21 protein-coding genes and 1 pseudogene are annotated in these 22,508 nt (G+C 71.3%); 14 read left to right on the forward strand and 8 right to left on the reverse strand.

Annotated elements, in window-relative coordinates:
- Positions 1-261, forward strand: a 261-nt coding sequence (locus ASC56_RS30885) for a hypothetical protein (RefSeq protein ID WP_199836109.1), incomplete at its 5' end; no start/stop codon positions are given.
- Positions 262-514: 253 nt separating this feature from the next.
- Here the strand turns inward: ASC56_RS30885 and map are convergent.
- Positions 515-1,282: a type I methionyl aminopeptidase gene (gene map, locus ASC56_RS30890; RefSeq protein ID WP_055494900.1), complete on the reverse strand. Its 768-nt coding sequence runs from the start codon at positions 1,280-1,282 to the stop codon at positions 515-517.
- A 61-nt stretch (positions 1,283-1,343) separates the two neighbouring features.
- Here map and ASC56_RS30895 point away from each other — a divergent pair, with 61 nt between their 5' ends.
- A complete protein-coding gene (locus ASC56_RS30895; protein WP_055494901.1) occupies positions 1,344-1,619 on the forward strand; it encodes a helix-turn-helix domain-containing protein in 276 nt (91 codons plus the stop codon).
- 70 nt (positions 1,620-1,689) lie between these two features.
- Here ASC56_RS30895 and ASC56_RS30900 read toward each other — a convergent pair whose 3' ends face one another.
- The gene (locus ASC56_RS30900; RefSeq protein ID WP_055494902.1) at positions 1,690-2,121 is read right to left on the reverse strand and encodes a nuclear transport factor 2 family protein; all 432 of its coding nucleotides are present in this window, start codon (positions 2,119-2,121) and stop codon (positions 1,690-1,692) included.
- 111 nt (positions 2,122-2,232) lie between these two features.
- On the opposite strand from ASC56_RS30900, the gene ASC56_RS30905 reads away from it, so the two are divergent.
- Together ASC56_RS30905 and ASC56_RS40095 are read left to right on the forward strand one after the other, a co-directional pair.
- Positions 2,233-2,802: a PadR family transcriptional regulator gene (locus ASC56_RS30905; RefSeq protein WP_055494903.1), complete on the forward strand. Its 570-nt coding sequence runs from the start codon at positions 2,233-2,235 to the stop codon at positions 2,800-2,802.
- The gene (locus tag ASC56_RS40095; protein ID WP_371330313.1) at positions 2,789-2,917 is read left to right on the forward strand and encodes a hypothetical protein; all 129 of its coding nucleotides are present in this window, start codon (positions 2,789-2,791) and stop codon (positions 2,915-2,917) included. Before ASC56_RS30905 ends, ASC56_RS40095 begins: the two co-directional genes overlap by 14 nt.
- 154 nt (positions 2,918-3,071) lie before the next feature.
- Here the strand turns inward: ASC56_RS40095 and ASC56_RS30910 are convergent, their stop codons facing one another.
- The gene (locus ASC56_RS30910; RefSeq protein ID WP_055494904.1) at positions 3,072-3,899 is read right to left on the reverse strand and encodes an SAM-dependent methyltransferase; all 828 of its coding nucleotides are present in this window, start codon (positions 3,897-3,899) and stop codon (positions 3,072-3,074) included.
- A gap of 762 nt (positions 3,900-4,661) precedes the next feature.
- Here ASC56_RS30910 and ASC56_RS30915 point away from each other — a divergent pair.
- Positions 4,662-4,997 (forward strand): annotated as a pseudogene (locus ASC56_RS30915) (TetR family transcriptional regulator); the annotation flags it as partial.
- A 268-nt stretch (positions 4,998-5,265) separates the two neighbouring features.
- Here ASC56_RS30915 and ASC56_RS30920 read toward each other — a convergent pair.
- The gene (locus ASC56_RS30920) at positions 5,266-5,745 is read right to left on the reverse strand and encodes a MarR family winged helix-turn-helix transcriptional regulator (protein WP_055494906.1); all 480 of its coding nucleotides are present in this window, start codon (positions 5,743-5,745) and stop codon (positions 5,266-5,268) included.
- A 279-nt stretch (positions 5,746-6,024) separates the two neighbouring features.
- Here ASC56_RS30920 and ASC56_RS30925 point away from each other — a divergent pair, with 279 nt between their 5' ends.
- Positions 6,025-6,711 carry a VC0807 family protein gene (locus ASC56_RS30925; protein ID WP_055494907.1) on the forward strand — a complete coding sequence of 229 codons (687 nt, stop codon included), beginning with the start codon at positions 6,025-6,027 and terminating at the stop codon, positions 6,709-6,711.
- Positions 6,712-6,860: 149 nt separating this feature from the next.
- Here ASC56_RS30925 and ASC56_RS30930 read toward each other — a convergent pair whose 3' ends face one another.
- Both ASC56_RS30930 and ASC56_RS40105 read right to left on the reverse strand, forming a co-directional pair.
- Positions 6,861-9,626 (reverse strand): LuxR C-terminal-related transcriptional regulator, encoded by a 2,766-nt coding sequence (locus tag ASC56_RS30930; protein ID WP_055494908.1) that lies wholly within the window; start codon positions 9,624-9,626, stop codon positions 6,861-6,863.
- Positions 9,610-9,906 carry a hypothetical protein gene (locus ASC56_RS40105; RefSeq protein ID WP_107309389.1) on the reverse strand — a complete coding sequence of 99 codons (297 nt, stop codon included), beginning with the start codon at positions 9,904-9,906 and terminating at the stop codon, positions 9,610-9,612. The genes ASC56_RS30930 and ASC56_RS40105 overlap by 17 nt, the downstream gene beginning before the upstream one ends.
- Positions 9,907-9,925: 19 nt before the next feature.
- Here ASC56_RS40105 and ASC56_RS30935 point away from each other — a divergent pair, with 19 nt between their 5' ends.
- The 3 genes from ASC56_RS30935 (at position 9,926) to ASC56_RS30945 (ending at position 13,454) form a co-directional block, all read left to right on the forward strand.
- Positions 9,926-10,594 (forward strand): response regulator transcription factor, encoded by a 669-nt coding sequence (locus ASC56_RS30935; RefSeq protein WP_055494909.1) that lies wholly within the window; start codon positions 9,926-9,928, stop codon positions 10,592-10,594.
- A 164-nt stretch (positions 10,595-10,758) separates the two neighbouring features.
- A complete protein-coding gene (locus ASC56_RS30940; RefSeq protein WP_055494910.1) occupies positions 10,759-11,442 on the forward strand; it encodes a DUF4255 domain-containing protein in 684 nt (227 codons plus the stop codon).
- 65 nt (positions 11,443-11,507) lie between these two features.
- Entirely contained in the window at positions 11,508-13,454 is a 1,947-nt protein-coding gene (locus ASC56_RS30945; protein WP_079102814.1) for an ATP-binding protein, read from the forward strand.
- Positions 13,455-13,516: 62 nt separating this feature from the next.
- On the opposite strand, the gene ASC56_RS30950 is transcribed toward ASC56_RS30945, so the two are convergent.
- Both ASC56_RS30950 and ASC56_RS30955 read right to left on the reverse strand, forming a co-directional pair.
- Entirely contained in the window at positions 13,517-14,860 is a 1,344-nt protein-coding gene (locus ASC56_RS30950) for a ricin-type beta-trefoil lectin domain protein (RefSeq protein WP_079102815.1), read from the reverse strand.
- 43 nt (positions 14,861-14,903) lie between these two features.
- Positions 14,904-16,325: an RICIN domain-containing protein gene (locus ASC56_RS30955; RefSeq protein WP_055494972.1), complete on the reverse strand. Its 1,422-nt coding sequence runs from the start codon at positions 16,323-16,325 to the stop codon at positions 14,904-14,906.
- 158 nt (positions 16,326-16,483) lie between these two features.
- Here ASC56_RS30955 and ASC56_RS40110 point away from each other — a divergent pair, with 158 nt between their 5' ends.
- From ASC56_RS40110 to ASC56_RS41320, 5 genes are all read left to right on the forward strand, one after another.
- The gene (locus ASC56_RS40110) at positions 16,484-17,947 is read left to right on the forward strand and encodes a DUF4157 domain-containing protein (protein ID WP_107309390.1); all 1,464 of its coding nucleotides are present in this window, start codon (positions 16,484-16,486) and stop codon (positions 17,945-17,947) included.
- Between the two features lie 193 nt (positions 17,948-18,140).
- Complete coding sequence (locus tag ASC56_RS30965) at positions 18,141-19,748, forward strand: phage tail sheath subtilisin-like domain-containing protein (RefSeq protein ID WP_055494912.1); 1,608 nt, start codon at positions 18,141-18,143, stop codon at positions 19,746-19,748.
- Positions 19,749-19,807: 59 nt separating this feature from the next.
- Positions 19,808-20,251: a phage tail protein gene (locus ASC56_RS30970; protein ID WP_055494913.1), complete on the forward strand. Its 444-nt coding sequence runs from the start codon at positions 19,808-19,810 to the stop codon at positions 20,249-20,251.
- A complete protein-coding gene (locus ASC56_RS30975; protein WP_055494914.1) occupies positions 20,251-20,772 on the forward strand; it encodes a hypothetical protein in 522 nt (173 codons plus the stop codon). Before ASC56_RS30970 ends, ASC56_RS30975 begins: the two co-directional genes overlap by 1 nt.
- A complete protein-coding gene (locus ASC56_RS41320) occupies positions 20,769-20,930 on the forward strand; it encodes a DUF6760 family protein (protein ID WP_199836110.1) in 162 nt (53 codons plus the stop codon). The genes ASC56_RS30975 and ASC56_RS41320 overlap by 4 nt, the downstream gene beginning before the upstream one ends.
- The last annotated feature ends 1,578 nt before the right edge of the window (positions 20,931-22,508 follow it).

Consider the following 22,508-nt stretch of genomic DNA (forward strand, 5'->3'; position numbering starts at 1 on the left):
GCCAATTCAGGCCAGTCCGAGGGCGCCGGCACCCCTCCTCACGGCAGCACGCCCTTCGCCATCACGCTCACCGACGGGCAGAGCTGCAGCTTCGTCGGAGGGGCGACGCTGGTCGTGGCCGACAAGAGACTGAGCTACAGCTGTTCCAAGGGCGCACTCTTCGGCAACCCCGACCGCACTGTCCCCGCCTGGACCATTTCCTACCTGCCCAGTGGAAGCAGCGCACTGCGGCCTGCGGTCATCACATCGGTCGTCCAGTGACTGGCTCAGTCCAGACATCATCCCGAGACCCGGACGTGTGATCGTCTCGAAGAAGTCGCATGCAAGGAGTACGTCTGCCTGGGAGCGCAGGAAGTCCGCCCAGGTGCTGGAGACGCGGTCGGGCGCGGGGGATCCCGGCGGGGTCTTGTGACCGTGGCCGTCTTCTTGAGCCGGTGGCGCTCGGAGGCGGTCAAGGTGAGCGACACGGCTCTTGGCCGATGTGTCTGGCTGCCGGGTGTGAGCGGATCCGAGGTCAGGGCAGGGTGAGGATGCGGGGGCCGTCCTCGGTGATGGCGATGGTGTGTTCGAAGTGGGCGGCTCGGCTGCCGTCGATCGTGCGCAGGGTCCATCCGTCGGGGTCGGTGTAGTAGTCGTTGCGTCCTCCGGCCATGAGCATGGGTTCGATGGCGAGGGTGAGGCCGTGGCGGAGGGGGAAGCCGCGGCCGGGTCGTCCGTGGTTGGGGACGTGGGGGTCTTCGTGCATCTGGCGGCCGATGCCGTGGCCGCCGAAGTCGGCGGGCATGCCGCAGCCGGCTTTGCGGGCGACCGTGCTGATGGCATGGGAGATGTCGCCGATGCGATGGCCGACGGTGGCGGCGGCGATGCCGGCGTCCAGGGCCTGCTGGGTGGCGGCGATGAGTTCGAGGTCGGCGGGGCGAGGGGTGCCGACGGTGAAGCTGATCGCGGCGTCGCCGGTCCAGCCGTCGAGTTCGGCTCCGCAGTCGATGCTGACCAGGTCGCCGTCGCGCAGGCGGTAGTCGTCGGGGATGCCATGCGAGACGGCGTCGTTGACGGACGCGCAGATCACGGCGGGGAAGGGAATGGGGGCGAAGGAGGGCTGGTAGCCCAGGAACGGAGAACGTGCTCCGGCCTCGGTGAGGACGGTGCGGGCGGCTTCGTCGAGCTCCCGCAGGCGAACTCCCACAGCTGCCGCCCCGCGGGCGGCCGCAAGTGCGTGGGCCACGATGCGTCCGGCTTCTCGCATCGCCTCCAGTGCCGTGTCCGTCTTGATCTCCACCATGTGTGTGACTCCCTGCCATGCGACGCGACCCAATACCTATACCGGTATTAGTATCACGGGCATGGTGAGAGTTCCTTTGACCCCGCAAGAGCGGCAACGCGGGGAGCGCTTCGGGATCCTGCTTCGCCGGGCCCGCGGTGACCGCAGCATGGTCGACGTGGCAGCAGCCGCCGGGGTGTCCGCCGAAACCCTCCGCAAGATCGAGACCGGCCGGGCCCCCACCCCGGCCTTCTTCACCGTGGCAGCCCTGGCCCACGCCCTGCACCTGTCCCTGGACGATCTCGCCGCCGCCTGCGCGGAAGACGCCGAAGGCGGCGAGCAGGCCATGTCGGCGTGACCGTCAGATGCGCGCCATCCGGCTTGCTGAGGCCCCTCTCGGGGCCTGCGGCGACGGGCAGGATGCGCGTCTACTGACCCGAGGGCGCCGACGCAAGGCCGTCCGCGACCAGGCCGGCAAGGACCGCTTCGCCGAGGGCGTGGACGGCGGACTGGGGGCGGACCATGACGGTGAACTCCTTGATCCGGCCGTCGTCGCCGAAGTGCAGCAGATCTATTCCGTGGATCTCCTTGCCGCCCACCCGGGCGCGAAAGAGCAGCACCGCCGACTGGGTGGACGTGCCGTCGGTGCTGGTCCGCGCGGTGCCGGTGTAGTGGCCGATGTAACTGAAGTCCTCGAACGTGCGCAGTAGGACCCCGAAGAGGCCCAGCACCATCGGCTTGCCCTCGAACGGGGTGAACTTGACGGGGCTGTAGAAGCGGATGTCCTCGGTGAACAGGTCGTCCAAGGCCGTGAGATCCCGGTTGTCGACGGCGGCACGGAATCGATGGGCAGCGTTCATTGCGCGCTCATCCTCCCCTAGTCATAGATGTGATTAGTCATTTTCATGACTATCATGGGTGTGCGTCCGGCGACAGAGGTATGAAGACAGAGGTATGAGGGAGGCGATCGGATGGCGCTCCGGCACGCCGTGTTGGCGGCGCTGCTCGACGAGGAACTCAGCGGATACCAGCTGACCAAGGCGTTCGACGTCGGTGTGGCGAACTTCTGGCACGCCCAGCCGCAGCAGCTCTACGCCGAGTTGACCCGCCTGGAGAAGGACGGGCTCGTCGAAGGTCGGGCGGTGGTCCAGGAGACCCGCCCCACCAAGCGCCTGTTCCACGTGACCCATGCCGGGCTTGCGGAGCTGGAGGAGTTCACGGCCGCATCCACGAAGCCCTCCTTCATCCGTGACGACCTGCTCGTCAAGGTCCAGGCCGCCGACCACGTCGACACCGAGGCCCTGATCGCCCAGCTCACCGAACGTGCCGCCTTCGCCCAGGCCAAGATCGACCTCTTCGGCAAGCTGCTCCGCACCATGCGCGGTGACCGTACGGAAGAGGAGTTCCTGCGCCACGGCCACCGCATCGGCCCCTACCTGACGTGCCTGCGCGGCCTGACCTTCGAACAGGGCAACCGCGACTGGTGCGAGCACACCATCACGGTCCTGCGGGAGAGGCAGCAGGCCCATGCCCGACACTGACGCGGCGTACAGCCGCCACGTCCCGCTGGGCGACATCCAGGCCGAGGCCTGGGCGACGGCGACGAGGCCGTCGGCCTGCGCGGCTTCGCCGACCGCCTCGCCGAACGCCTCATGAGGTGGTCGTCATCCCGCCACCGGCCACAACGTCCATTGTTGACGGGCAGGAACGGCCACAGTCCCTCCCACTACTCGGTATCCGTCAGATCACCCGCCCCATGCCCACACCAAAGACGCAGGCACGGGGTGGTCGGACGATCGCCGGACAAGTCCTAGGCCTTCCGGGCCAGTCCGGCGGCGATGAGACGCTCCCAGACGGTGAGCTCCCGTTCGCCGCTGCTGTCCCACGGGCTGTCGACCACGTCACGACGCCATAGGGACGCGGGGACGATCCCGGGGTCGAGGATCTCCAGGCCATCCAGTAGGGACTCGATCTCCTCGTCGGTGCGCCACCGGCCGCGGCCGAAGGTCTGCTGGAGGACTCCCTCGGCCTCCGCTGTCTCCGGATTGCTGCCGGAACGGAAGTGGCTGACGAAGAAGTAGCTCCCGGAGGGCACGTGGTCGCGCCAGTAGCGGACGATTCCAGCTGGGTCTTCCTCGTCGTTGACGTGGTGAAGGATGGCGCTGAATATGACGGCGACGGGGCGATCGAAGTCGATCAGTTCCAGGGTGTCCGGGTGGGTACGGACGTCTTCGGGGTTGCGTACATCGGCAGGAACGACCCGAGTCCGGTCGTTCTCCTCCAACAGCGCACGGCCGTGGACCAGCACTTGGGGGTCGATGTCGACGTACACGACCCGAGACTCCTGAGCGTGCCGTTGCGCGACCTGGTGGACGTTGTCGGCGGTCGGAAGACCACTACCCAGGTCGATGAACTGCCGTACGTCGGTGGTCGTCGCGATCTCCCGCACCGCCCGGGTCAGGGCTGCGCGGTTGGCGAAGGCGATTGCCACCGAACCAGGAAGGTCACGTTTGAATACGTCGCCGACCTCCCGGTCCACGAGGTAGTTGTCCTTGCCGCCGAGCAGGTAGTCGTAGACGCGGGCGATACTGGGCTTGGTGGGGTCGATGGAGGAGCCTTCGTCCGTCATGACGAACATCCTCCCCCGCAACGCCGCCTGCTGACCATCACTTGGAATCCTTGAGACGGCTCCTTGGGCCGGAAGAGCCCACCGCGCTCCGAGCCTGCGGTACTGAACGCGTACACCGTGGCGTGCGCGTCCAGGTCCCTGCGCGGGTCGCCGTTCTCTCGTCAGGACGGTCAATACGTTCGGCACTCGTTCCGGACTACGCCGGTTTCGGCCCGGAGGCAGGTGAAGGAACGAGGTGCGGAAGGCACCAGGGCGCCCGCAGCCCTCGTCCGCGGCCACTCACACGCGGCATTCGGCGGATCGGGCAGTGCCCGTCGGGGCCCCCTCCGTTCTGGCCCCTTCCTCGGCCCGAAGCCCGCCGCCGCCTGCCTCGCCGAACCTGCCCGATCTCGGTGGCTGATCCCAACACTTGTGATGTGAGGCGGAGTTGCAGTCGAGCGAGGTGGCTGTGGTTGGGGCGGTGGAGCGGGCGGCCGCTCCACCAGGCATGGAGCCGGATGAGGGTGAGGGCGGCGGCGCTGGTGTGGTCGAGGTGTGTCTTGGCCAGGCCGCGGTAGCGGGCTCGGCGTAGTCCAGTGGTGTGGGTGGCCTGGCGGATGGTGCCTTCGATGCCGCACGGAGTGCGCAGTCTCGCTCCCAACGCCGGTTTGCTGCTGGTCTCGCGCGGTGCGGATGGCCTCGGTGAGCTCTCGGGGCTGGAGGCTGAACTGGCGGCGGTTGCTGCGGGCGCTGGTGCACTGAGCTTAGAGTCGCTGCCCGCCGACGTGGTCCGCCGTGAAGGCGGCCGCCTCCGGCCTGAACATCGCGTCCGCGGCACTGCAGATCCGGCGCGACGAGGCCCAGGATCGCCGACGCCTGATTCTCGCTACCCCGGTGCTGCGCGAGCGCGAGTTGATGGTGTTCGCGTCGGTCGCTGCCACGTTGGCCGCAGCGCTCCGCGAACGCGGTGCGGATGATAGAGGGGCGCTGGTGACCGCGGAGGCGATGGTCGCCGCCTTCCGGGTCGCATTCGAGTACTGGGGCGAACACCCGGACCGGGAACTGCCCCAACTTGTCGACGAAACGCTTGAGGAACTCAAGGCCGCCCTCGGATCTGCTGCCGATTGAGTCGCCCTCGGATCTACTGCCGATTGAGTAGTTGACGCCTTCGGTGCCGCTGTTGTGGTCAGGGCGAGTGAGGGCTGCGGGGGCCTTCGCCCAAGGCCGGTTAGTCAGCGTTCTCGCAGGTCACGCAGCGGTGTCCAGGCCGGTCCCGACCAGTGCGTGTTCACGCGCTGGAGGCCCAGCCGCTGACCAGCCACCCTGAGCGCCATAGTTGGAGAGTGAGCATCCGACCTGGCGGCCTGATGAGGATGGGCATGGTCTGCAGGTCGGCTCAGGGCTGGTCGAGGTTCATGATTCTCTCTGTGTTGGCGACCAGCACCTCAGTGGTTCTGCCGACCCAGTCAGCGATCGCTCGGCGCTCGGCGTCGCTGTATTTGGTCGTCAGCTTCGTCATGTCGTCGGTGAACGGCCCGAGCGCGGCGGCCAGCAGCGCATCCATGCGTTCGTTCGGCAGTAGCTGTACCACGACCTTGCGGCGGTCGTGCGGGTCGCGTGCGCGTCGGACATAGCCGGCCTTCTCCAACCGATCCACCAGACCGGTGACGGCGCCGGTGGTCAGGCCCGTGTGTTCCCCGATCGTTCCCGCCGCTACCGGTCCCAGCCGTCGGAGCACGTCGAGGCACTTTCGCTCGACCGCGCTGAGCCCCAGGAGTCTGCCCACGGCTTCGTGGAACACGACGATCGCCGTGGCGAACTCGCGGCCGAGCAGCTCGCCCGCCGCCGGATCTTCGGAAGCCGCACCTTGCACCATGTCCTCAACTTACCTTATCCTCCAATTATCTTAGTGACTGATCTAATGACTCTCTAAGGTTTTTGGATGCCGGACCTGGAGTGAGATGCGGGCCGTAGTCGTTGGAGCGGTGCATCGCCGATGCGGTCGCCCGCTACCACGCCGGCATGCGCATCACAGCGGGCGAGGCGCTCAAGCGGTCGGCGAGCCGAACAGCCCTGAAGCCATCCCATGTCTGAGACCCGCACACGCCGCCAAACCCAACCCCGATCCCGCGGGGACCAGTCAGATCGGAGAGCAATGACCGTGTCCACGGCTACTGAGGGCCAGGTTCGACACGCACGCGGCATCATCGGTGTTCTGCCCTACTTGCTCGACATCATCGTTCCGCTCGTGTCGTACTACGTGCTGACCTCGGTGGGGCTGAGTCCCTTCTGGTCACTGCTGATCGGCGGTGCACTGACCACGATCGTCTCGATCATCAACACGATCCGGCGCGGCAAAATCGACAACCTCGGCGTCCTGGTGATCGTGGAGATCGCGCTCGGCCTTGTCCTCGACCTGGCCGTCCGTGACCCACGGCTCACCCTGGCACGCGGATCACTGTTCATCGCCCTGGCTGGGATCTGGATCCTGGTGAACACCTTCACCGGCCGCCCGATCACTGTGGACGCCACGAAACCCTTTGCGGCCAGGAAGGGCGGCACGGACGGCATCATCGCCTTCGAATGGCTGGCGCAGAATTCCCAACGGTTCCTACGCGTTCACCGTTCACTCTCCACCGTTTGGAGCGTGATGTTCCTTGCCTACGCGACGATGCGGGTGGTCGTCGTCTACAGCGTGACCACCTCCGAGGCCGTGTGGCTCACCGAGGTTCCCGGCATCGTCGCGGTCGCCATCTGCCTCATCGCCTCGGGGCGGGCAGGCAAGCAGCTGGAGGCGCTTGTCAATGACCGCATGAAATACATGTCCGAGAATCCCGCATGAGCGGACTTCAGGGAGGTGCCGTTCGTTCGACAGACCATGCCGACGGTTCACACGGTGACGTTCACGGTAGCGGGCGACAGCCATCGGGTTGATCGAGTGGACGACCGTCTGGGACTCCGGGAGTCTGCGGCTCCGCCCGCGGCCGCCCACTAGGGTCTGGTGAGCGCCTCCCGCAGTTCCCCCCGCCGCAGTATGCCCAGCTTCTTGTAGGTGCTGGTGAGGTGGGTCTCCACGGTGCGCCGGGCGAGGTGCAGCAGGGCGGCGATCTCGGTGTTCGTGCGGCCGTCGGCGGCCAGTTGGGCGATGCGGCGCTCGCTGCCGGTGAGGGAGCGGGAGCCGGTTTGGGCGGTGGCGCTGCGCCGGGCGCCGCCCTCGCGCAGGGCCTCGTCCGCCAGGGTCCGCAGCCGCAGCGCGCCCAGCCGCTCGGCCTGTGCGGCCGCCTCCCGCAGTGCTTCCCGGGCCCGGGCGCGTTCCCCGGCCGCGGTCAGCTGCCGCCCCTGGGCGGTCAGCGCCGCCACCAACTCCGGTTCCGTGCCCGGTCCCGCGCCCCGCAGCAGTCGTACGGCTTCCTCGGCCAGCTCCAGACCCCGGCGACCGCCGGTCACCGTGCCCAGCACCCGCAGGGCGCGGCCCACCGTGCGCGGGGTGCCCCACACCCGGGCCAGTCGCAGCTCCTCCTCGGCCAGCGCGAGCGCCTCCCGGGGGCTGCCGAGGGCGATCCGGCACTCGGCGGCGGCCGAGCGCCAGGGGGTGACGACCGGGCTGACCACCTCGCGGGCCGTCTGACGGCGGCCGCACTCCAGGAAGTCGTGCAGTGCCCCCGCCGGGTCGCCCGCGGCGGCGCGCTGTACGCCCCGCGCGTAGAGGAAACGGTTCAGCTCCCAGGAGTCCGGCGCAGCCCGCAGGTCGAACCCGTCCGCGAGCCGCCGGGCCTCGGCCGTGCGGCCCAGCTCCACGAGCGAGATCAGGGTGTGCGCGTGCACGTTGGCGGGCCCCGCGTCCGCGGTCACGGGCGGCTCGACGGGCAGCCGCCCGTACTCACCACGCGCCGCCGCGATGTCGGCCCGGGTGTTCAGCAGCGCCTCGTGCATCGGATGCAGCAGGTCGGGACGCTGACCGGCCAGGCCGCGGTCCACCAGCCGCTCCGCCTCGTCGAGTTCGTCGGCCCACTGGGCGACCGCGGCGGCCGTACCCAGCAGGAACGGCTCGGTCAGCGGGTCGGCGGGCTCGGCGAGCAGCGCCCGCACCTGCTTCATCGCGTCATCCGCCGAGGTCAGCCCGGCAGTGGCCGCGTGCCGGACGAGCAGGGCCCGGGGGGCGGGGCCGACCAGCTCCGGTGAGCGTCCTGCGGAGTCGCACAGCCACCGGTACACCTCGCGGCGGACGGTCTGGTCGTGGTCGGACAGCAGGGCGGACGCGCTGTGCAGGGTGCCCGCCAGGTCGGGGCGGCCGTCGAGCTGCCCGTCCACGGTACGCAGCACCTCCACGGCGGCGCGGGTCTTGCCGCGCCCGGCGAGCGCGGTGCCGAGGGCGACGGCCGCCCGCACCCGGTCCTGCGGGGCCCCGGGCAGCCGCAGCGCTTCGGTGAGCCGGGGGATCCCGGACGCCGACTCGGGGCCTGCGCACTCCAAGGAGCCCAGCTCGGTCAGCAGCCGCTGCCGGCGTGCGTCGGGCAGCGGCTCGTCGAGGGCCCGGCGCAGGAAGGCGACGGCGTCGTCGGTACGGCCGTCGCGCAGGACGAGCGCGGCCGCGTCCTGGAGCACGCCGGGTGCCCACGAGTCGCCCACCGGGCCGGACAGCAGCAATTGCCGGGCGACCGTCTCGGTGGACGCGCCGCGGTGCAGCATCACCTCGGCGGCCTGCCGGTGCGCCGCGCGGCGCCGGGCCGCGGGCACGCCGATGAGGACCGCGTCCCGCAGCAGGGGATGGGCGTAGCGGGGGCGGCCGTCCGGGCCGGGGCGGAGCATGCCCAGTCCGGTCATGGCGGTGAGCCAGCCCGTCACCCGGGCCGGGTCGGCGCCCGACAGCTCGGCCAGCAGCCCGCCCAGACTCTCGGCGGGGCAGCCGGGGTCCGCCGTGCCCTCCCAGCCGTCGTCCAGCGCGGCGAGCGCCCGCGCCACCTCCGCCGTGCCCGGCCCGGCGCTGTCCAGCCACCATGACACGGCCTCCGGATACGCGCCCGGGTACAGCGCGGCGGAGGTCTCCGGCACGGCCGGATTCCGGCCCGGGTCGCCGAGGTCGTCGAGGAGGGCGCGCAGCAGCAGCGGGCTGCCCGCACCGGCCCGCACACAGCCGTCGACCCACGCCCCGGTGGCCGCGGGCACCCGAGCGCGCACCAGCGCGGCCGCCGACTCCGCGGTGAGCGGGGCGAGGGTCTGCGTGCGCACGAGGGCGGGCGAGAGGGTGTGGGCGAAGCCCGACGTGGGCGGGTCGATGTCGTACTGGCTGCGTTCGGTGACGGCCAGCAGGACAGGCAGCCTTAATCGGTCCACGTGCCGGGCGGACTCCACCAGCCAGCGGTAGGAGGGGGCGTCGGCGAGGTGGACGTCGTCCACGGCGATCAGCAGCGGGGACTGCTCGGCGTACGAGCGCAGCACCCGCCACAGCAGGGCCGCCTGCTCCCGTTCGCTGCCCCGCTCGAACTCGCATACGGGCCCGAGGAGTTGGAGCGCGGTGGCGAAGGGCACGGTGGCGTCGCCCGGGGAGCACCGGGCACGCAGCACCCGCATGCCCTGCGCGGCGGCATTCCCGGCGGCGGCCTCCAGGACAGTGGTGCGGCCGGTGCCGGTGGCACCGCGCAGCAGCACCAGACCGCCCGCGCCGGCCCTGGCCCGCGCGGCTCCGGCGGCCAGCACCGCGGCCGCCCCACGGTGTTCGCGTAGGTGTTCGCGCGGGTGTTCACACTGCCCGGACATCCCGGCCTCCTTGCTCGGACGGGTCACCGTGGTGGACGTCACCGGCGTCGCGGAGGCCACAGCCGCCGTTGCCGTAGTGGTCCCCGTAGTCGTAGTGGTCCCCCTGGTCGTAGTGGTCCCCCTGGTCGTAGTGGTCCCCCTGGTCGTAGTGGTCGCCGTGGTCGTCGTAGCGCCGATCTCGTGGTGCTGCTCGTGGTGCTCCACGATTGCGCCGGCCCCTCACGCCCCAGGAATGTGAGAAGCGCACGTCTGCCACCGACCCCACAAAGGTGGCGGGCACGTGGACAGGGGAGAAACGCTTGCTCGGCTCATCGCGGACCGCACACCCCGGTACGGACGGCTCCTCCGGCCGGATACCGGTGGCGGTGCACGCCCCGGACCCGATCCTGCGCGAGGGTGTGCAGGGCCAGTTGCGCCGGTACCCGGAGGTCGACCTCCGCGAGGAGAGCAACTCGGGCCCCGGCACGGTCGCGCTGCTCGTAGACGACGTCCTGGACGAGGCGGCGCTGACCCGGCTGCGCCGGCTGGTGCGCAGCGAGGGGGCGCGGGCGGTGCTCGTCGTCAGGTCGCTGCGAGAGGCAGAACTGCTCGATGTGATCGAGTGCGGGGTGGGTGCCATCGTGTGGCGCCACGAGGCCACCGCGACCCGTCTGGTGCAGGCCGTCCTCGCGGCCGCCCGCGGGGACGGCGACCTGCCCGCCGATCTGCTCGGCCGACTCATCAGCCAGGTGGGAAGCCTGCACCGCAGCGCGGCCGGCCGGCCCGGCTCTCCCTCCTCGGGTCTGACTCCGCGTGAGGTGGACGTACTGCGCCTGGTGGCCGAGGGGCTGGACACGGGAGAGATCGCCAGCAAGCTGTCCTACTCCGAACGGACCGTCAAGAACGTCATGCACGGGCTGACCACCCGGCTGCACCTGCGCAACCGGGCGCACGCCGTGGCGCATGCCCTGCGGGAAGGCTACATCTGACCGAAAGGGCAGCCGAGACCGGCCCCTCGGGCAGCACGGTCGGCCCCGCCGCCGTCCCCGGCGTGCCTGCGGGGCAGGGTGCCCGGGAGGGCAGGATCGGTTGTGGCGGCAGGCGTTCGGGCAAGGTCCGGCAGGGCACAGCACGGCAGGGTGGGAGCACGACGGTGATCCACGAAGTGGACGAGGTTCTCAAATCCCTGCTCGGCGGCGGGGCGTTGGCCGGTTCCGGCATCGACGTCGCCTTCGACGCGCCCACCCGCGACTGGGCGGCCCGCCGCAACGCGCCCACGATCAACGCGTACCTGTACGACATCCGGGAGGACGTGAATCGCCGTCAGCGGGGGCATGTCCCCGTGCTCGACGAGCGGGACGTGGTCGTCAAGCGCCGCCAGCCGCCGCGCTGGTTCCGGCTGTCGTACCTGGTGACGGCGTGGACCAAGCAGCCGCAGGACGAACACCGGCTGCTGTCCGCGGTCCTGGCCACGCTCATTCCGCGCGAGCTGCTGCCGCCCTCCGAACTGCCGGGTTCACTGGGCGCGTTGGGCATGGCGGTGCCGTTGTCGGTGGCCGGCATCCAGACCGAGTCCCGGTCCCTGGCGGAGATCTGGTCCGCGCTCGGCGGCGAACTCAAGCCGTCCCTGGACCTGGTGGTCACCGCGCCCTTCCCGGCGTACCCCGAGTACGACGCCGGCCCGCCCGTCACGGAGGGTGCCGCCGTACGCGTACGGGCCCTGGACGGCACCCCGCCCGAGGCGGAGGAACGCGCGCACCGGCCGCGGCAGGTCGCGGCGGCCCGGGACGCCCGCAGGACGGCCCGGCGCGCGGGCGGGACGGGCAGCACGACGTGACCACGTGGACCCGGGCGGACGACGTGCACGACAGGACGGAGTCCGACCCCGCCGCCCCCCTCCTCATGCGCCTCGCCGCCCTGCGCGACCAGGTCGCCCTGCTCGTCGACCACCGCTCCGCCGACGACCCCACCGCCACCGACCCGCTGCGCGGCCTCTACCTGTCGCAGGAGGCGGTACGACATCTGCTGCGCCCGGCCGAGCCCCTGCCACCCGCGCTCCACGACCCCACGGAGCCGCCGGACGACCGCCTGGCCGGCCTCGCCGCCCGCCTCCGTCTCACCGAGCTCGACACCGCTCTCCTCCTCATCGCCCTTGCCCCCGACCTGGACCGCAGCTTCGAGCCGCTGTACGGCTACCTCAACGACGACGTCAGCCGACGCCGGGCCACCGTCGCCCTCGCCCTCGACCTGTGCGGGATTCCCGCCCACTCGGCAGGCGCACGGGCCCGCCTGCACCCCACGGCCCCGCTGTCCGCGCTCGGACTGATCACCGTGGAGGAACCCGAACGTCCCTTCCTCAGCCGCTCGTTGCGCGTACCCGACCGGCTGGTGGCGCACCTGCTCGGCGACGACACGCCCGACGCCGCGCTCACCGGGTACCTCCAGCCGCTGCCCGAGTCACCACGACCGGCCGATGACGAGGACGAGTTCACCCGCTTCGTGCACCGCCTGGCCGCCGGCATAGCCGCCGGTCCCCCGCTCACCGCCTATCTCCGGGAGAACCGTGAGGGCGACGGGCTCGCCTGCCTCTCCGCCGCCCTGCGCATCGCGGGCGTCTCCGCCCTGCGCTTCTCCGGGCCCGAGGACCGGGTGCCCGACCTGCTGCGGGAGGCCCGCCTCGCCGGTCACGCGGTCGTCGTCTCCGGGCTCCCGGACCAGCCCGGGCCGCTGATGAGGGAATTGGCCACGGCAGCCGACGTCGCCGTGCTGATCACCGGGCCCCGCCCGTACGACCCCCACTGGTGCGACCACGACCCGCTGGTCCTGGAGGTGCCCCGGCGCCGCGCGGGAGCGGTGGGCGCCTGGTCGGCGGTCCTCGGGGAGGAGCCCGGTTTCGATCTGGCGGCCACCGTCGCGCCGTACCACCTCTCCGACGAGCGCATCGACCGTGCCGTCCGCGCCGCCCAGGGCCTCGCCGCCTTCGACGGCACCCCGCTCTCCCCCGCCCATCTGCGCCTCGCGGCCCGCCAGCAGTCGGCCTCCGGACTGGAACAGCACGCCCGCCGGATCCGGCCCGACGTCGACTGGCGGGACCTGGTCCTGCCCGAGCGCCCGTTGACCCAGCTGCGGGAGCTGGCCCTGCGCGCCCGTCATCGCGACCGGGTGCTCGGCGACTGGCGGCTCAGCGCGGGCGGCGGCCGGGGCCGGGGCGTCCTCGGCCTGTTCGCCGGCGAGTCCGGCACCGGCAAGACGCTGTCGGCGGAGGTGGTGGCCGCCGAACTGGGCCTCGACCTCTACGTGGTGCAGCTGTCGTCCATCGTGGACAAGTACGTCGGAGAGACCGAGAAGAACCTCGAACGCATCTTCACCGAGGCCGACCGCACCGATGCCGTACTTCTCTTCGACGAGGCCGACGCCGTGTTCGGCAGGCGGTCCGAGGTGAAGGACTCGCACGACCGGTACGCCAACATGGAGAGCGCCTACCTGCTCCAGCGGCTGGAGTCCTTCGACGGGATCGCCCTGCTCACCACCAACCTGCGGGCCAACATCGACGAGGCGTTCACCCGGCGCCTGGACCTGGTGGTCGACTTCCCGTTCCCGGACGCGGAACAGCGGCTGGCGCTGTGGCGGCACAGTCTGTCCCATGTGCCGTGTGCCGAGGGGCTGGAACTCGGCTCACTGGCCGCGGGGTTCGAGCTGGCGGGCGGCTCCATCCGCAGCGCCGTGGTGAGCGCCGCGTATCTCGCCGCGGGCCGCGGTGAGTCGGTCACCGCGGCCGACCTGCTGGAGGGCGCCCGCCGCGAGTACCGCAAGGCGGGCCGCCTGGTGCCGGGCGAGGGCGCCTGGTAGCAGGGCCCCGCCTGGTGCCGGGCGAAAGGTCCTGGTAGCAGGGCCCCGCCGGCCGCCGGTCGTCAGTTCTGCACCCGCCACTTCTGGTTGGCCGTCCCGGAGCAGGTCCACAGCTGGAGCTTGGTCCCGTTGCCGGTCCCGTTGTTCACGGCGTCCACGCACTTGTCCGCCTGCGGGTTCACCAGGTCACCGGCGGTGCTCAGCACGAACTGCTGCGCCGGGTTGCCGCTGCACCGGGCCAGCTGGATCGCCGCCCCGTCGTCCCTGGAGCCCCAGGCCACGTCCATGCACATGCCGAGCGAGCGCACGGTGCCGTCGCCGCGGAAGTCCCACTTCTGATTGGCCGATCCCGCGCAGTCCCACAGCTGGAGCCGGGTGCCGTCCTTGCCCTTGCCGTTCTGGGCGTCGGTGACGTCGACACAGCGGTTCGACGCCTGCCCGATGATCAGCTGTCCCACTGCGGCGGGGGTGGAGTTCTTGGGCGTCGGCTTCGACCCACTGGACGTCTTGCCGCCACCGCCCGAGGACCCCGAGGACCCCGGCCCGCCTCCCGATCCCCCCGAACTGCCGGGTGCCTTGCTCTCGACGCCGCCCTGCGCAGGCGCGGAGGGCTCCGGTGCCGGCGCGCTGACGAGCGGGCTCGGCGTCGGGGCGGCGGGTGCGAGGGTGGTGCCGGCTTCGGCGACCTTCTCGGTGGCGCCGGTGTTGACCGCGGGTTTGTAGGCGATCCACAGCATCACGAACGTCACGGCGAGCGCGGTGAGGACCCCGAAGAAGGTCGCCAGCCAGCGGGGCAGGAACCCGCGCTGGATGTAAGTCCCTTCCACCAGAAGCGGATTGACGCCCGAGCGCAACACGGACAGCGTGTACGGCCGCTGCTCCCTGGCCCCGAACCAGATGATCTTCCGCGGCTTCAGCGTCGTCTTCACGAACGCGGCACGCCCGGGCTCGATCTGCACATTGCTCGGGTGGATGTCGTACGACAACTGATCGCCGTTGTCACTGCCGTTGACCGACGCCGTGAGCTTGGTGTTGCCCAGGTTGTCGATCGCCAGCCGAGGCCGGCCCCGGAAACGCCCCTTCACCGTCGGCGGAACCAACTCCGCCCGCACCTCCGTGAACGGGGTGATGGTGAGGTTGCCCTCCGGGACGGTCGTCGCCTCCGGGTGCTCCGTCGGCGTGATCCGCACCGCGTACGGATTCGGGCCGGCAGCCGCGTCCGGGGTGCGAGGCGGCGAGAACGTCAGTTCCACCGTCCCCGTGGTCCCCGGGTAGAGCCGTAGAGTCCCCGGCTCCACGATCGTCCACGGCGCGACCGGCCCCACCGGCTCGAACCGGTACTCGTCGACCACATCACCGGTGTTGCGCAACCGCAGCCGCACCCTCGTACTGCCACCCGCATCCACGGTCGCGGAGGCAGGTTCCAGAGAAGTCCACAAGCCGGTCACGTCAGCCTTCCGCAGGGTGGACGATCAGCCATTCCTGATCGTCGGTGGTGGAGCAGTCGTACAGGGTGAGATTGGTGTCGTTGCCGCCGGTGCTGTAGCCGGCCACGTCCAGGCACTTGTTGTCGCTGGCGAAGTTGCGGATCCAGTAGGCGCCGCTCTGCTGCTTCTGCACCCACCACAGCTGGTTGTCGGCGGTCGTGCCGTCGCAGGTGAACTCGTTGATCGGCGTCGTGACGGGCTCGGCTCCGTAGTTGGGCAGGTCCATGCAGAGCCTGTCCTTGACGTTGCGGATCTGGAAGAGGGGCTGCCCGCCGGGGCCGCCCTTGGCGTACTTCACCTCGAGGTTCCACAGCTGGTTGTCGTGAGAGGTCCCGTCACAGGTGTACTCGCGCACCGGGCCGCCCATCGTGCCGTTGTCGTAGCCGGGGATGTCCGCGCACTTCTTGGTGGTGGTGTTGCGCAGCAGGATGTTCGTCGCCGGCACGACGGGCTTGGCGCTCTTCTTGGGCGGGGCAGCCGCGCCGCCGCCGCTACCGCCCTGGCCGCCGTTGCCGTCGCCGGGGGCCTGCGGTTGCTGCGCCGCGGGCGACGAGGGCGGCGGGGCGGGGGGCAGGGCCGGGGAGGGCGTGGGGGAAGGTGCGAGGGTGGTGCCGGCTTCGGCGACCTTCTCGGTGGCGCCGGTATTGACCGCGGGTTTGTAGGCGATCCACAGCATCACGAACGTCACGGCGAGCGCGGTGAGAACCCCGAAGAAGGTCGCCAGCCAGCGGGGCAGGAACCCGCGCTGGATGTAAGTCCCCTCCACCAGAAGCGGATTGACGCCCGAACGCAACACGGACAGCGTGTACGGCCGCTGCTCCCTGGCCCCGAACCAGATGATCTTCCGCGGCTTCAGCGTCGTCTTCACGAACGCGGCACGCCCGGGCTCGATCTGCACATTGCTCGGGTGGATGTCGTACGACAACTGATCGCCGTTGTCACTGCCGTTGACCGACGCCGTGAGCTTGGTGTTGCCCAGGTTGTCGATCGCCAGCCGAGGCCGGCCCCGGAAACGCCCCTTCACCGTCGGCGGAACCAACTCCGCCCGCACCTCCGTGAACGGGGTGATGGTGAGATTGCCCTCCGGGACGGTCGTCGCCTCCGGGTGCTCCGTCGGCGTGATCCGCACCGCGTACGGATTCGGACCGGCAGCCGCGTCCGGCGTCCGGGGCGGCGAGAACGTCAGTTCCACCGTCCCCGTGGTCCCCGGATAGAGCCGAAGAGTCCCCGGCTCCACGATCGTCCACGGCGCGACCGGCCCCACCGGCTCGAACCGGTACTCGTCGACCACATCACCGGTGTTGCGCAACCGCAGCCGCACGCGTGCAATGCCCCCCGGGTCCACGGTCGCGGAGGCAGGTTCCAGAGAAGTCCACAGGCTCACCGGGGGGACGGTAGCCGGACCGCGGTGCCGGGTCAGCGGACGCATGGGCAGCGGTCGACGACGGGATGGGCCGGAGCGTTGCCCTTGCGTACCTTCCCCCTGCCCGGCCGCTGGGGTAGGCAAGGAAGACCGTGCCGTCTAAGAGGAGGACTTCGTCCATGCGCGCGAAAGATTCAGGCGAGATGACCGCCCGGCCGGCCGTGCGCCCGGTGACGCCCCCGGCGGCGCACGCCTCGCGGCAGGTACGGGAGCTGCTGGCGCTGCAGCGCGCCGCGGGCAACGCCGCCGTGGTGGAGACGGTCCAGCGGGCCGGTCACCGGCACGGCCCGGGCTGCGGGCACGGCGCCGTCGAGGAGCCGAGCGCCCAGGTGCAGCGGTCCGCCGTCCACGAGGTGCTGCGCAGCCCCGGCAGGCCCATGGACGACGGCGTCCGCACGGACATGGAGTCCCGCTTCGGCACCGACTTCTCCGACGTGCGTATCCATGACAACGCCGCTGCCCAGACGTCGGCCGCGCAGATCGGCGCCCGTGCCTACACCAGCGGCCACCATGTGGTCATCGGCCGCGGCGGCGGGGACGCGCACACCCTCGCGCACGAGCTCACCCATGTCGTCCAGCAGCGCCGGGGTCCCGTCGCCGGCACGGACAACGGCTCGGGGCTGTCGATGTCCGACCCCTCCGACCGTTTCGAGCGGGCAGCGGAGGACAACGCGCGCAGGGTGATGCAGGCGCCCGTGCAGAAGGCGGTCGAGACGGGCGTGCCGACGGGGGTGGAGACGGCGGGGCAGTCCGAGGGGCACTCGCACCACCATGCGCCCGGCGCGGGCACCGCGGCGATCCAGCGGGCTCCCGCGCAGACCATCGGCAAGAACGTCGAGCAGGGCCTCGGCGCCTACTCTCAGCAGATCGCACAGCTCGCCGAGAAGGTCGGCACCTCAGGGGAGAACGTGCTGAACGCCCTGCTCGACCCGGCCTACGACCCGATGGGCGCGCACGACATCGCTCCGCAGATCCTCGACTCGAACCTCAAGGACCCCATCGAGTACGCGGCGTGCTTCCCCACCGCGCACGCCCTGTTCCCCGTGCTGACCGATCCGGCCGCCAACCCGCCGGCGCACGGGCCCAACCCGGACAAGGCCGCGGACCTGCACGAGTTCCAGGCGGCGGTGGGGACGCTGACCGAGTCGATCCGCGAAGCCTGGACGCAGGGCCTGCAGTCCGTGTTCCGGATCGAGTACGCGGGCCACGGCTTCACCCTCGTGCTCCGGCGGACGGAGGACGGCGACGCGCACATCGAGCTCATCGAGAGCCTCGCCCACGCGGCGGGCATCATCCCGTCCCTCACCCGGCCGGGCATGGGCTTCGAGCACGTGGTGAAGGCGCTGACGCAGATGGCCTCCGGCGATGTGAACGAGCGGGTGGCGGGCGCCGGCGCGCTCGGCTGGAACGCGCACGCCCTCTACCTCGGCAACCCGCAGCCCACTGAGCAGGAACGATTCCCGCAGACCCGGATGAAGTGGTGGCGCCAGCCACTGTCGGACAAGGCGGGCGAAAACTGGTTCGCGCAGTTCAGGCTGCGGTTCAACTTCGTCGCCCGGACCTACGGCAGCCAGGAGATCTAGGGCCTGTTGCGAAGGTCCCGCCTGCCCCCGGTGGCGCCTTGCACCGGCGGGGGACGACGGCCGGGTTGCCCCAACGGGCACTGCCGGGGGCAACGACCGTGCCCCTGCCCCGGCACCGGCGGACGTTTCCGCGGGCCGTGCACGCGCGTGAGGCTGGAGGCGTTCCTGTCTCGTACCCCGAGGAGTGCAGAGCATGCCGTCCTACCTGTCGCCCGGCGTCTACGTCGAGGAGGTGGCCAGCGGCTCGCGCCCCATCGAGGGGGTGGGCACGTCGGTCGCGGCCTTCGTGGGACTCGCCCCGACCGGTCCGCTGAACGAGCCGACCCTGGTGACCAACTGGAGCCAGTACGTCGCGTCCTTCGGTGAGTTCACCGACGGGTACTACCTCGCGCACTCCGTCTACGGCTTCTTCAACAACGGCGGAACGGCGGCCTACGTGGTCCGTGTGGGCGGTTCCGCCGAGGGCGCGCCCCTCGACGGCTCTGCCGCCGGCGCTCCCGCCGCCGTGGCCGGGGCCGCCACCCCGGCCGCGCTGCCGGCGGCAGAGCCGCAGCAGCTGGGCACCTTCACGGTGTCGGCCATCGCCTCCGCCGGCAACGGTTCGCTGAGCGTCGAGGTCGCCGACCCGGAGGGCGAGGGCCCGGCCGAGCGGTTCCGGCTGATCGTCAAGGACGGCGAGAAGGCCGTGGAGACCTTCGACGTCACCGCCAAGAAGGGCGGCCGCAACTACGTCGTCACGCAGGTCAAGGAGCGCTCCAAGCTCATCACCGTGACCGAGGCCGCGCCCGCCGCGCAGCTGGCCCGTCCGGACAACCAGACGCTGACCCTGGCGGCTCCGGCGGCCGCGCCCGCCGTACTCGCCAAGGACGGCAAGGGCGCCGACGACGCGCACCCGGGCCCGGCCCAGTACCTCGGCGACTCCGCCGACCGCACCGGCTTCGGCGGCCTGGAGGCCATCGACGAGGTGTCGATGGTCGCCGTCCCCGACCTGATGGCCGCCTACCAGCGCGGCGCGATCGACCTGGAGGCGGTCAAGGCGGTCCAGCTCGGCCTGATCGCGCACTGCGAGCTGATGGGGGACCGGGTCGCGGTCATCGACCCGCCGCCCGGCCTGAACGCCCGCCAGATCCGCGTCTGGCGGCAGGAGACGGCCGGTTACGACTCCAAGTACGCCGCCCTGTACTACCCGTGGATCAAGACCTTCGACCCGGCCGTCGGCCAGTCGCGGCTGATCCCGCCGAGCGGTCACGTGGCCGGCATCTGGGCCCGCAACGACTCCGAGCGCGGTGTGCACAAGGCGCCCGCCAACGAGGTCGTGCGCGGCGCGGTGGACCTGGAGATGCAGATCACCCGCGGCGAGCAGGACCTGCTCAACCCGATCGGCGTGAACTGCATCCGGGCCTTCCCGGGCCGCGGCATCCGCGTCTGGGGTGCCCGCACCCTCTCCTCCGACCCGGCCTGGCGCTACCTCAACATCCGCCGGTACTTCAACTACCTGGAGGAGTCGATCCTGATCGGCACCCAGTGGGTGGTCTTCGAGCCCAACGACCACGCCCTGTGGGCCCGGATCCGGCGCAACATCTCCGCCTTCCTGGTCAACGAGTGGCGCAGCGGCGCGCTGTTCGGGCAGCGCCCGGAGGAGGCGTACTACGTCAAGTGTGACGAGGAGACCAACCCGCCGGAGTCGGTCGACGTCGGCCGGGTCGTCTGCGAGATCGGTATCGCGCCGGTCAAGCCGGCCGAGTTCGTGATCTTCCGGCTGGCCCAGTTCTCCAGCGGAAACGGCGAGTTGGAGGAGTAGGCCGCCCGGCCTCCGTCTCCGCAGCCCATTCCTGAGACCCTCACAAGGACAGCGAACACATGAGCCTCCAGCCGGGTGACGCCCTCACCTCACACAACTTCGGCCTGCAGATCGACGGCGTGATGGTCGAGTACCTCGCCGAGGTCAGCGGCCTGAGCATCGAGCAGGACGTCATCACCTACCAGCAGAACACCCCCAACGGGCAGAACGTGGTCAAGAACCTGCCGGGTGTGAAGAAGAACGGCACCTGCACGGTCGTACGCGGTATGACCCAGTCGGCCTCGTTCACCCAGTGGATCAACGAGTCCATCTCCGGTCAGATGACCACGGCACGCAAGAACGCCTCGATCATCATGATGGACTTCCAGAACAACCCGGTGAAGCGCTACCACCTGCGCAACGCCTGGTGCAGCAAGATCGACGCGAGCACGGTGAAGGCGGGTGAGGCGTCCGCCCTCACCGAGACCGTGACCATCGCGTTCGAAGAACTGGTCATCGAGTAATGCGCCGTTCGGCTGCCAGGGCCGGGGGCGCCGTCACGTACTCCGGCGCGGAGGCGGAGGCCGAGGCGGCCGCGCCGGAGGCGGGTGCGGAGCTGCCGACGGCGGCGGCGCCCGCCCCGGCACCCGCCGCCCCGGCGCAGCAACACGAGGTACTGCGCACCGAGTTCGCCTTCCAGCTGCCGCGCGGATACGTCGACGAGTCGGGCACCGTCCACCGGGACGGTGTGATGCGCCTGTCGACGGCACGGGACGAACTCGTCCCGCTGCGGGACGTACGGGTGCAGGAGAACCCGGCGTACCTGTCGGTGGTCCTGCTCGGCCGGGTCATCACCCGCCTCGGCACGCTGCCCATGGTGCACGACGGGATCGTGGAGAACATGTTCGCCTCCGACCTGGCCTTCCTGCAGGACTTCTACCGCCAGATCAACGCGGAGGGCCACACCCGCGCCGCCGTGCGGTGCCCGCACTGCGCGGAGCCCTTCGAGGTGGAACTCGGCGGGAGCCGCCTGGGGGAATCGTGACGTACGCGACCGACCGGCTGCACGAGGAGATCGCGTACGTCGCCTACCACTTCCACTGGAGCCTGGAGGAGATCCTGGACCTGGAACACCACGACCGCCGCCGCTACACGGACCAGATCGCGTCCCTGGTGACGCGAGCGACCGGGGCGGAGGGCTGAGCGGTGGGATTCCTCGAACGGTTCAGGGGACGGGCCGAGGGCCGGGGCGGTGCGGGAAGCGGTGACTCGGGCAGCGGTGACTCGGGCGCGGGCGGGTCGGTCGCAGGTGCCGGTGGTGCCAGTGGTGCCGGTGCCGGTGCCGGCGATTCGACAGCCGGTGGCTCGGTGGCCGGCGGCCGTGACGTGTCGGCGGGCGGGCGGGCAGTGGTGGCCGCCTCCTGGACGGCGTTGCCACCCATCCAGCGGGCCGTGGCTCCTGGCCCGGCCGGGGTCGCCGACGCCGGGTTCGGCAGGCGTCTGCCCACGTGGCAGAACCCGGCGTTCGTGGGCACGTCGTCCCACGCGGTCCTGAACGGGCGGTCGAGCGCGAGGCTCGCCGGTGGCGCCGCCGCGCGCCCGGCCTCGGCGCGCCCTGTCACGGGCCTGGAACAGCCTGCGGGCGCCCTGCCGTCCGCCGGTGCCGCGCAGCCGGCCGTGCAGCGGGCTCCGGCGGTACCGCTGCGGCTGATTACGCCGCGTATGTCGCCGACCGGTGCGGTCCCTGCGGGGCGGCCGATGGGGGCGACGAGTGCCGTGGGTTCGTCGGGAGGGTCGGCCGACTCTGCCGCGACGACTCCCCCGCGTGGGCCGGTTCCCCTTGCTGGGTCCGCGTCGCAGGCCGCCGTGAGCGGTCCCGGCGAGCAGGCGCCTTCGGTTCAGCGGGCGGGCTCGGGCCCCTCGGTGTCTTCTCCGTCGGCTCCTTCTGCCGCTGCCGCCACGGATTCCGGGCCCGGCATCCCGGTGGTGTCGCCCCAGCCGCCATCCGTCGCGGCGGTGAACCGGCCGCTCCCCGTCCCAGGTCTCCGGGTGACACCCGTCCCGGTAGGCGCACCATCCCGGTCGAGGTCCCTCACGCAGACCCGGGCGACGGCCGTACAGCGGCGGACGCTGCCGGTGGCGCGGCGGCTCCCCACCCCGAAGTCCGGGCCGAAGACGACGGCCGACAGTGGCGGAACGCCCGCCACGGCGACGGACGGCGGCCAGGACGGCGGCGTTCACCGCGCCGCGGCCACGGCAGGAGTCCAGCGGGCGGTGTCCTCACCGGACGGTACGATCGCCGGTGCGGCGGCGGACGGTACGACCGCCGGTGCGGCGGCGGACGGTACGCGCGCCGCGTCGACAGCTCCGACCGGCGGCACGCACGGCGGCCTTCCCTCCCGAGCGGCCGGCGACTCAGCGCTCCCCCATGGACGGCACACCTCCGACGCGGCTCCTACGACGACGTCGGACCCCGCTCGCGCATCAGGCGACCCCGCGGCCACCCGTCCGACGGCGCCCCAACGGCCGCCGGTGGTGGACGTGCAGCGGGCGGCACCGCGCCCGAACGCGCTGCCGGCGACTTCCACGACGACCGGCGGTGCCACGAGTTCCCCCGTGCAGCGGGCGACGGCACCCTCCGCCGACGCGCCCACGCCCGTACGACGCCCAGCTGCCGACTCAGCCGCACTCGGCTCCCCTGGCCGGGGTGACCACTCCCCTCGCCCGGGAGTCACTCGCGCCGCGGACGCCGAACGCCCGACCGTCTCACGCGCCGTCGGC

Source organism: Streptomyces sp. TP-A0356, from assembly GCF_001417775.1.
Classification (GTDB): domain Bacteria; phylum Actinomycetota; class Actinomycetes; order Streptomycetales; family Streptomycetaceae; genus Streptomyces.